Annotated in this window: 4 protein-coding genes; all 4 read left to right on the forward strand. The window is 57.5% G+C overall.

Translation table 11 applies throughout. From position 1 onward, the window contains the following. Positions 1-169: 169 nt before the first annotated feature. The 4 genes from NFS31_RS13915 (at position 170) to NFS31_RS13930 (ending at position 10,605) form a co-directional block, all read left to right on the forward strand. Positions 170-730 carry a DUF805 domain-containing protein gene (locus NFS31_RS13915; protein ID WP_251496083.1) on the forward strand — a complete coding sequence of 187 codons (561 nt, stop codon included), beginning with the start codon at positions 170-172 and terminating at the stop codon, positions 728-730. Between the two features lie 501 nt (positions 731-1,231). Beyond that, complete coding sequence (locus NFS31_RS13920) at positions 1,232-3,313, forward strand: DUF6273 domain-containing protein (protein ID WP_251496086.1); 2,082 nt, start codon at positions 1,232-1,234, stop codon at positions 3,311-3,313. Positions 3,314-3,356: 43 nt separating this feature from the next. Continuing rightward, entirely contained in the window at positions 3,357-7,424 is a 4,068-nt protein-coding gene (locus tag NFS31_RS13925; RefSeq protein WP_251496090.1) for a peptidase A26, read from the forward strand. A gap of 1 nt (position 7,425) precedes the next feature. Then, positions 7,426-10,605 carry a hypothetical protein gene (locus NFS31_RS13930; RefSeq protein WP_251496093.1) on the forward strand — a complete coding sequence of 1,060 codons (3,180 nt, stop codon included), beginning with the start codon at positions 7,426-7,428 and terminating at the stop codon, positions 10,603-10,605. The last annotated feature ends 65 nt before the right edge of the window (positions 10,606-10,670 follow it).

The following is a 10,670-nucleotide window of genomic DNA, read 5'->3' on the forward strand; positions in this document are numbered from 1 at the left end:
TGCCCGCTACGCCTGCGATTTTCTTCTTTGCAGATGAACATTTATCCAGCGCTGTCTGGCTAATCTATTTTGTGACAGTTCCTAAGGGGGACGCAGCCAAAAGGCGGCGCTGCGGCCCGGGCATTGGCAGAGAGGCAGGCTGTCAGGCGCAGGTTTTTGGGGGATGTGTATGAAATATATGGTTTACGCTTTAAGAGATGTGCTCAGAAATTCGTTTAATCCGCACGGCAGGCTTTCCAGGGCAGGCTACTGGTGGGCATGGCTGGCCATTTTTGTAATCAACGTGATTCTGGACATTGTCAAAAACACTCTGTATGGAGCGGGGATTCTACATATGTACCGGTTCGTTGCGCGCGGGAGCCTTCTGTGGAAAATCGCCGTATTTTTTCCCATGCTGTTTGCGGCGGTCAGGAGATATCATGATTGTGGAAAACCGGGCTGGCTGGCGGTTCTGATTGACGTGTCGGGAGGGATCTGCGCCGTGTCAGGTTTTGTGGTTGGAATGATAACCGTGCTGTTTTTTGTCTTCTCAGCCGGCGTTTCGGTCAATATGGCCGGCTTTTTAGGGCTTATGGCCTTTAGCGTCCTCTTCCTCCTGGCAGGGATTACTCTTTGTATCCTCAATATCGTATTTCTGGCGCGTCCCTCGGATCCCCGGGAAAATGTTTACGGGAAACCGGAACCGTTTTATCATTTCGCCAGAGGGGAAGAGGATTTTGAAGAAGATTAATGAAACCATAACCGCCAAAAGTAACAGTTCAGACGGGGCGTCTTTCTGCCTGTCTGCGCCGGACAAGAAGCGCCGGATGCCTATCCAATGGGGAATCTGAACTGTTACCGCTAAAATATAAAATTTTCGGAAACTGCTGTTTTACACTTGAAAAAGCGGCGCAGATATGGTACAGTAAAACCAGTTTCCGGACAGGAGACCATTCTTATTTTCTAAATTTCTGAATCATTCAGCGTATGATTCACGCCGGTTTCGGCAAGATTTCGACAAACAAAAATTTGTAACAGGTAATGGCTTTTCACAGATCGCAGCGGGCGGGTAGCAGTTCAGATAACCCTGAACTGTTATGTGGGCGGTTTTCTTTTGGATATGCATTCCGCTTCTATAGAGGGCAGTTCCATGCTTTTGAATCCCTGTGGGAAAATGGAACCGCCTGGAGGCCCAAAACGGCCGCCGTGATTTCGGCCTTACCAGGACAGGGTACATGCAGATGTGCTTCCGATGTACTCGCGGAGAAAGGGAGGGAGAAGAACGATAAGAAAATGCAGGACAGCGCAGGCCGCGGCTTGGGCCGCTCTGGGGCTTATGCTGTGTGTCTCAAAGACCGCGCGGGCGGGGGAGGGGAATGAGATTGGCTATATGGTGTTCTTTGTGGACGCAGAGGATCATGCCACGAAGATTTTCAACACGCAGCGGGGTTCGGTTTTGGACGGGACGGCTCTTTCGGTATCATTTCCGGAACGGATGATAGGAAGCGACGGGCATATCTGGAATTCCAGGGAGTCCTCGCCGCAGGAGTTTCTCGTCACGCAGGACGGAGTACATAAGTATTATGTCGAATATGAGCAGGGGGAGGCGGTAAAGGAGGCGCCGGATCCGGAGGATGCGCAGCGCGCCAGGCTGGAGCTCTGGGTGAAAAAGGCGTGGGAGGCTGAGTGCGCAGTAATGGGCAGGAATCCGGAGGAGAACCGGAATCCGGCCGTGGTTGTGGGGAATGCGGCTGAAAATGACAAAAGGCTCCGGAACCTGATTTCTGCGGTGCAGGATACGGGATGGCACTATTTTTTCCTGATCGGGAAGGATTACACGCCGGATACGCTGCGGATCGGAACGGATTTTGACGCGGTTTATTCGGCTGTGCAGGAGGATGTGTTTACGCTTGGCGGCTGCCGCTATGAGGTGTGCCGCGTGGGGGTAAAGCGCAGGTGGGATCCGGATGCGTGCGCCCACCGCTGGACAAAGATATCACAGACGCCGGGCGGGTGTCTGGAATATGGGGAAGAGAACTGGAGGTGCGGACAATGTGAAGCTGAGGAGAAGACGTTTCTGCCTGCCCTGGGCCATCTGGACGGGAACGGGGATTCTCTCTGCGATCAGTGCGGGGCGCGCGCCTTCTCCCAGGAAGCGGGAAGCCGGATTGCTGCCGTTTTAGACACAGGGACGGGGGAACGGCCGCTTTCCTTTACATGTATCGACGAGGATTACCGGGGAACCGGGCATATGCTGTATCTGGCGGATGAGACGCTTTCGATGGAAAGCCTTGGCGTTTCGCAGGAGTGGTTTGAGAGCGCGGATTACAACGGATCCTTTGTCCGGCAATATTTAAATCTGGGGTTTGGAAACAGCATTTCCCTGTCAGGGGCGCTTTTGCCTGTCCTGCGCGGCGACGGGGACGGCGTGGGGGATCTCGCGATCCTCCTGTCCGAGGAGGAGGCCGCGCATTATCAGCTTTTGGGGCGGATTGCTCCGGCAGGCGGCAGATGGGCTCTCCGGACCGCGGCCGGGGATGGCGCCGGGATGAGAACCGTCGCGCCGGACGGGAGCATTGAGACGCGCCCTGTTGAAGGTCTGGGCGCGTCAGGCTGCGGTATACGCCCCGCTGTGCTTCTGGAAGCGCCCAAAGCAGGAGAGGAGGCGCAGAAACGGCGCTGGGCGCTGGGGGATGTGCAGATGAGGCGGATCGGGAAGGAGACGTACCGTTTCCGGTGCGTGGATGAGGATTACAGCGATGCGGGCGACACACATAAGAGTACGGCCCTGTTCCTGTGCGACCGGGTGATCCGCTCGGATATCGACAGGACGGATACCAGCTTAAAGCCGCTTCAGTTTGGAAAAAACAATAATTATAAGGATTCTTACATCCGGGCATGGCTGAATGAAAACAGCCGCGGCTCTGATTTCCAGACGGAAACCGCTTATATCGGGGTCAATACGGCTTATACGGGGGCCAGCGCGGAGGGAGAGTCCTGGCAGCTCTCGGAGCATTCGTTTACAGGCCATGCCATCGGTTTTCAGCTCATGCAGGATCGGATGTTCTGCCTCTCTCTGGAAGAGGCGCTCCGGTACAGGGAGGAGCTGTGGAGTTTTGGGGAGAAGGGAACGGACGGCTGTAAGGGGCAGATAAGCCCTTATTCAAGGGGATATTATCTGAGAACCCCGTTCTATTCGGAGGATACGTCGGGAAATTTCCTCTATACGGATCGGATCTACGCGGTGGATCTGGAAAAGGGAAACATCCATCCCGCGGATACGGACAGTGAAACGTATGGAATCCGCCCGGCGTTTACTCTGCCGCAGGGTTAAGGAGGACAGGAGCGGGAGGCAGAACATCAGAAAGGAGTTTGCAGTGAAACAAAAGAAGAATAAAGGAAAACGCGATGCATGGCTGGCGGCCCTGCTGGCCTCTGCCATGCTTACAGCAGGGACGCTGCCGGCCATTGCGTCTCCGGTCTGTGGGCTTGAAGCTCAGGGGATGGGACAGGATACAGAAAGTGGATACCGCGCGAGCAGCTCGTCCGCGCGCCGGACGGGAAATCCGGATAAAGATCAGGCGGATGAACGGCCCGTATATGGGAAGATTGGGACAGCCGCTTATTGGAAAAAGGACTCCTATGCGCGCCCGGCGAGCGGTTCGGAGGCGGATGTGGAAGCGCCGGATGGAGCCGGGGCCTGGCGTGACGATTGGCAGGATGCGGCGGGGGCGAGCCCGTCCGAGGCGCGGTTTTCCATGAGGGCGGCGAGCTCATTAGGAGATCTGTGGGATGGCTGGAACGGGGATTTCTCTTTTTTAAACGGTCAGTACGGGGACGGCTCAAAGGAAAGGCCGTATGAGATACGGACAAAGAATCACCTTATGGGGCTTTCCCAGCTCGCTGCGATGGGAATGCGGATTCAGCCGGGAGAGGGGGACGCCCCGCTGATTGGTTCGTATGACAAGAGTTATTTTAAGCTGATGGCCAACCTGGATCTGGGCGGCATGGAGTGGAATCCGATTGGCTTTTACCGGGACAGCTCTGAGCTTTCGGGCGAGGTGCAGACTCCGTTTTTCGGCCATTTTGACGGAAATGGGAAAACGATTTCCAATTTTAAGCTCAGCCGCGGAACATGGGGCAACACGGGATTCTTCGGCGCGGCGCGGGATGCGTCCATTGAGAATCTGACGCTTTGTCCGGGCAAAACCGTGACAGGCAGGACGAACACGGCAATTTTGGCCGGCAGCGCTGAAAATACGCGGATCGCGGACTGCGTGGTGCGGGGAAATATCTCGTCAGCCGGCGTGGCCGGAGGGATTGCCGGCCGTATCGAGGGGAGCGAGAAATCAGGCTCTGTGATTGAAAACTGCACGGCGTATGTGACGATCAACGTCAACGGGGGCCAGGAGCTATACGCGGGCGGAATCTGCGGCCGGGCGGCGGGAAGCAGTATTGTTGACTGCCGTGTGGAGACAGGGGATAACCAGAGCGCGCGGATTCAGGGACAGGGCGCCGCAGTCGGAGGCATTGTCGGCTTTCAGAATGATACGGATGTATACAACAGCTTCGTGTCAGGAACCATCGGCGGCGCGGGAAGCCGGATTGTGGGCGGAATCACAGGGCTCTATGCTTCGGGAAAAATAAAGGCGGCCCGTTTTGAGGGAACGATCGGCCAGTCCGGGCTGGGGACGGCGGGCCACAGAGGGACTTTTATCGGCCACAGGGAGGCCGGGGATTATTTCCGCTACGGGGAGGATGTCGCGTATCTTTTTGCGGACAGCGAGGCGAAGATTGCGGCGAACGTGTGCGGAAGCGGCATTCCGGATGACAATGAGTATACATATGGGGCGCACATCGGCTTTTCGCACAGGGGAGATCTGTTCTACACCCTTGTGCAGGGCGGGTTGACGCGCGATGTGACCGATACCTATTACTATGAGGAGCTGGAACATGCGATCCTGCACATTATGGATGAGGATAACGGGGGCGCGGGGAAGGAGGAGCTTGGCTATGAACTGGATCATGTTGCGCCGAACGACGCCGGGAGGCCGACAAGAGGCTATCTGGTAACGGTCCCGCAGATTGATACCGTCTCAAACGGAGCGAACTATTACGATGTGGCGTCCCTGGAGGTCAGGGGCAGCGGAAGCTATTACCGCACGATTGACAAGGACCGCAGAGGGGCTGTCGCCGCGGGGAATACCGTGACAGTCAGCACGTCAGCCAGGCAGACGGACGGGGCGAAATTTCAGATGGAGGGCATCCCGGTTTACAGCGCGGGCGGACGGGAGCGGGAAACCGATTATGTGAAAGGCGGCGAGTATACCTTTACCATGCCGGCCGCGCATACGCAGGTAAAAGCGGCCTACAAAAAGGTAGCGGTAAAGGTTTCCGTGGTCCCGTCCCAGTACCGGCTCTCGGTCGTGGAAGAGCGGACCGGAAACCGGAAGCATCCGGTCCGCACCACGCGGGTGATGGATCAGGACGGCCGCCTGATTGCCACCTATATAAATGGGCTTCTTGAGCAGGGGACGCAGATTCAGCCGATCTCGGTCGGGGCTGTAGTTGACAGCAATAATGATGTGGAGGACAGCTCGGTTAGGTGGTCGGTAGATGATGCGGATCTCATCACGCTCCTGCCCAATCCGGACGCGGATGCGGACGGCTATACGAGGCAGAGCGCCTCGATTCAGGTAAATTTACGTTCTTCCTTCCTTTCAGACACGATCCGGCGTCTTGAAAAGGAGCAGGCGGATAAGGGGTACCGCTACCCGATACCGGATACCATCTTCGGGGCCGGCCACCAGAACGGCGGGGTGGCGATCCTGACCGCCTCCACCAGGCCGGCTGTGAGCTTTGAGGGAAGGCCGTGCCGGGCAAACGCCAGGATAAACGTGACATTCCAGGTAAAGGATCAGACCTATGTGGCCAATGAGGGGGCGGCGTTAGATAAGTCGTTACTGTCTTTTACGGTGACGAGAAGGCTTGAGGGCAACCGGAAAGCGCCGGAGGAGACGCTTCTTGTCACGGGCCCGGAGAGCCTGACCGCCTCGTTTACCCCCGATTTCTTTGACCGCCGGGATATCCGCTGGTCCGTGGATGATCCGGCCCTGCTGCGCGTGGACGGCGAGGGGAAATCGGCCAGCGTGGCGGCCGTAAAGGATGCCAAATGGATCCGGGATATCATGGCGGGAGACGACGGGCTTCATGAAAACGATGCTTTTGCAGTCCGGAATGGATCCGGCGTGAAAACGGCAGCGGTGACGGTCAGCGGCGACGATATGCTGGGAAATAAGCAGACCGCCTCCTGCGAGGCCCGGATACGCTTTGTGACCGAGGACAGGACGAAGATATTTGCGGAGGGGATCACACTGTCGCCGCAGGAGCTGGAATTTGGGCTCGTCTGTAAAAAGACAGGACTGCGCTCCAGCCCACAGATTAGCTGGTCAGGCAATGAGGCAAAAAAGTTGACGGCAGAGGTACTGCCGGAGCTGGCCTTTAACCGCCGGATTTCCTACAGAGCCAGCGACGACTCCCTGTCCGTTTCGGACGACGGGATCGTGACAGTTAATACACAGGCTGGCTGGATAAAGGAAGCGGATCGGAGTTATCCGTATAAAGCGGAGCACAGAGCGGTGATCACGGCGGTATCGGAGGACGGCGGTTTCACCGCGTCGTGCGCGGTAGTTCTGAAATATGAGATGACGGATCAGACGTATGTGAGGAATCATTCCTCAGGAGGTTCGTCCGGCGGTTCCTCAGGAGGTTCGTCCGGCAGTTCATCAGTCGGTTCCTCAGGCGGTTCATCGGGCAGCTCATCGGGCGGTTCCTCCGGGAGTTCACCGTCAGGCCCGGCAGGCGGTTCGTCAGGAAGTATGGCAGGCGATAGGGCGGGAGGAGGTCCGGCAGGCCCGTCCGGAGGCGGACAGGACAGCTCCGTGGGCGCATTTTCCTCAGGCACAGGGACGGCTGCGGCAGGAGCGGCGATACATCCGGCCGATGCGGCGGCTATGGCAGCCGGGGCGGCAGTGGGAGTATGGACGATCGGGGAGGACGGAAGATGGCGTTTTTCTGCGGGGGGAAGGACATACCAAAACGAATGGGCCTATATCTACAATCCCTACAGCGGCGCAGGCCAGGAGCCGTTTGACTGGTTCTGGTTTGACGCGTCGGGCTGTATGGAGGTCGGATGGTTTACGGACAGAGATGGAAGCCGGTACTATCTATGGCCGGTATCGGACGGCGCGATGGGCCGCATGGTAACCGGGTGGCAGTGGATCCAGGGAGAGGACGGGACGTGGAGAAGGTATTATTTCCACACCATATCAGACGGTACCAAGGGACATATGTACAGAAGCGGCGCAGCGCCGGACGGCGGCATGGTCAACGAAAACGGCGAATGGGTTGTGGACGGGGCGGTTCAGATAAAGAAAGGAGAATAAGGTGAAGAGGTACAGGCAGATAACAGAATGGGTGAAGAGGGCAGCTTCGTTTGGCCTGTCGGCGGTTCTGGCATGTATGGCCGTTCTGCCTTACCTGCCTGTGCTTCCTGTAAAGGCAGAGGAAGGAGATCAGGTCGTTTTGACGACTGCGTTCGGGGAATACGGAGGCTCCCATAAGCTGTACTGCATTGATAAGGGCGGCATGGCCATATGGGGGATTGCGGACGACGGGGATGTGTTTGAGCGCCACCGCCCCTCGCAGGCCAGCCTGCCTTTATCCGAGAGGGAGCAGGAATACGTATTCTGGGGAATTCTGACGCTTCAGGCTTCGCTTGGAGTGAAGGAAGCGGGCGATGTCGTCGCATCCATCCGCGCAAACGCAGGAGCACAGGGCAAAACGGCGATCACGAACCTGGTGACAGAGGAGGATTTAAAGGCTCTGATCTACAGCGGGAGCGTCCGCGCGAAATATCCGTGGCTGGAAACCGTCGCCTCCCATACGGAGGAGTATCTGGAGCTTGGGGGATTGCTTGGAGGAGGCGGCGCAAGCGTCAGCGGAAAGAAGATACCGGATGTCCTTGCGGGCGCTTCCTCCCTGACAACGGCGTATCAGGTGAACCGGAGCGATTTTACGATTCATTTTGATGAAAATGGGGCGGATGCGGACTTTATCGAAACCGTTCCGCTGTTATTTTCCAATGATAACGGAGCTCAGTTTCAGCCGGAGCCGACGGATGGCTGGACGTATGTGAAAACGCGGGACAGCATTACCTTTTCCAATCCAAACCCACAGCCGCCCAAGGCGCTGATCCGGTTTGCCGTGGAGGGGACGGACTATGCTCTGGCAGGAGGGGCGTATCCCTCCAAAGAGGCGCTTTTTGACGAATGCCTTGAGATTTGGGAGTGCGTCCGCTGCTCGGGCGGACATACGGGCGGGACGCCGCCCATGAGCGATACCTGGATTCATCAGAGGATGGTCTGGCTGGAGCTCAAGACCGTTGAAAAGCAGCTTTTCGCGGCGCTGGCTGGCGATCCGGCGGCGATCCCGGGCGAACCGGAGCTTACGTTCCGGGTATTCCGCCATGCGGAGGATTTTGAGTCCTCCTACCGCCTCCAGTTATACAAATATGATCATGAGACGGGAAAAGCGCTGGAAGGCGCGCGGTTTGCCCTGTATGAGCGGTTTGATGACAGGGATGTGATTGACAGGGACAGGGACGGGGCGGTTCATATCTATGAGGGAGGAGAGCCGTATGCGGCTTATCACACGGATAAGCCGGCCGTATGGGACGGTTTCCGCAATGCGGCCTCCCTGATCACAGATGAAAACGGATATGCGGCCAAAACCATAGAACGGGGATACCACTATGACAAGACCTTCTGCGACGGCCATCCGGCCCCGGTTTTTATTGCCGTTCCGGAGCCGGAGGAGGACGAGGAGACAGGGGAGGTGTTGAACAGCGACGCGATCGAGGCGGCGCAGGCAAAAAACCGCGAAGCAGCCGGCGCGTGGACGCTCTGTGCAAAGGATTGCGGGGAAAAAGCGGGCGGGGAATATTCAGGCGTACACTTCCATTGGATGATGGAGGATGTGGATACGGAAGAGATCGAACGGATTGCAGCCTCCGGAGGCGATCCGGGGCGGCAGCCGGACGGCGGAAATACCGAAGAGCCCGATGCGCAGACGGCATATGAGGAGTCCGGCTGTTATGAGGACATGCTGCAGACATATGACAAATTTATTTCTCTCCGATACAGCTACGCGTGGGTGGAATTTCAGGCCAGGGAGGGATATGCGCGCCATGATCTTCATTCCGGCGATCTGCCGGTTGAGATTATAACAACCGATTCCTCCCAGAACGGGGCAAACGCCTTTTTCTCAGGGGAATACAGCAGCATGGAGGCGATGGAAAAGGGAGGGAAGGCAAAGCAGACGGAGAAGCTGCCCAAGAAAGCGGCGGCGATTGTGGAGGAGACAGCGGAGCCGGCGCTGCGGCGGTCGGCGAAGGAGGTTCCTGTCGTGAGGGCCGGGCGGGAGAATGAAAAGGACAGGCGGCCGTTTATATTCATCGATGAGGAAGGCCCGGAGGAAGAAGAGAAAGAAGGAGAAAGGGCCTCCGGCTCAGAGGCGAAAAAGCCTGCTTCCGGCCGCCCGGCATCGGCTTCGGAGGCGGTTTTGGAGGAGCCGGTCGTCAGGGAGGAAGCGGCCTCCGCGTCCGAGGCGTCGTTTGTGTGGCGCGCCGCGAAAACGGCGTTTCGCAGCCCGGGAGCCGGAGGAAGAGAGGAGGATACCGGGGAAAGGCTGTTTCCCCCTGCATATGAGGAGGCGCTGAGGGCCGAAAGCGAAGGGGCCAGGGCCGGGGCCGGGCCGTCCGGCAATTTCAGCCATTGCAGCAGCCGGGATCCGGAAGGGAATGCCTGGCGGATCTATGATCACAGGACGGAAGGCGAATTCCATATCCGCAAACAGGATCTTGATTTGGCGGGAAATGATCCTGAACATGCGCCTGCCGGCGGGACACAGGGAGACGCGACGCTCTCCGGCGCGGTTTACGGGCTATTTGCGGCCCGGGATATCGTTCACCCGGACGGAAAGACGGGCGTGGTATACCGGGCCAACAACCTGGTTGCCGTGGCGGCGACGGATCAGAACGGCGACGCGTCCTTTGTGGCCAATACAGAAGCGCCGGGCTATATCTATGATTATGCCAGGGGCATGATCACAGAGGCCGCCGACGGATGGGCCGGGCAGGCGCCGGAGAATCTCTATACAGCGGATGCCGTATATGACGACTATACAGAGGACGGGCGCTATGCGCGGGAATATGAAAATCTGGCTGTAAAAAATAAAAACTGCTGGATTGGCCGCCCGCTTCTTATGGGGGAGTATTATGTAAAGGAATTGTCTCGCTCAGAGGGCTATGAGCTGTCCATCGGGAACCGGAAAAATCCCCTTACCAACCGCGGCCAGGATACGGACGCCGGCGCTCCGGAGCCTGGGAAGGGCTATGCGGGGATCGCCCGCCCCCTGTTTGCGGACGGGCAGACCTCTGATCAGGGGGAGGGCTCCGGGCCGAATGAGCTGTTCTTTTCGTCTGAGGCCAGGGATACCGGGGGACGCTATGACATTGTGCTTTCCGGTCTTCCGGCGGGCGCTGCCATATACAGAAAGTCCAGCTAAGAAATGTCAATAGGTAAAATGAAAAATGTTTAAAAAGTTTTTTTCAAGCAACTGATGTAAAAAAG

Origin of the sequence: Otoolea muris (assembly GCF_943193115.1) — a bacterium.
GTDB classification, from domain to species: Bacteria; Bacillota; Clostridia; order Lachnospirales; family Lachnospiraceae; genus Otoolea; species Otoolea muris.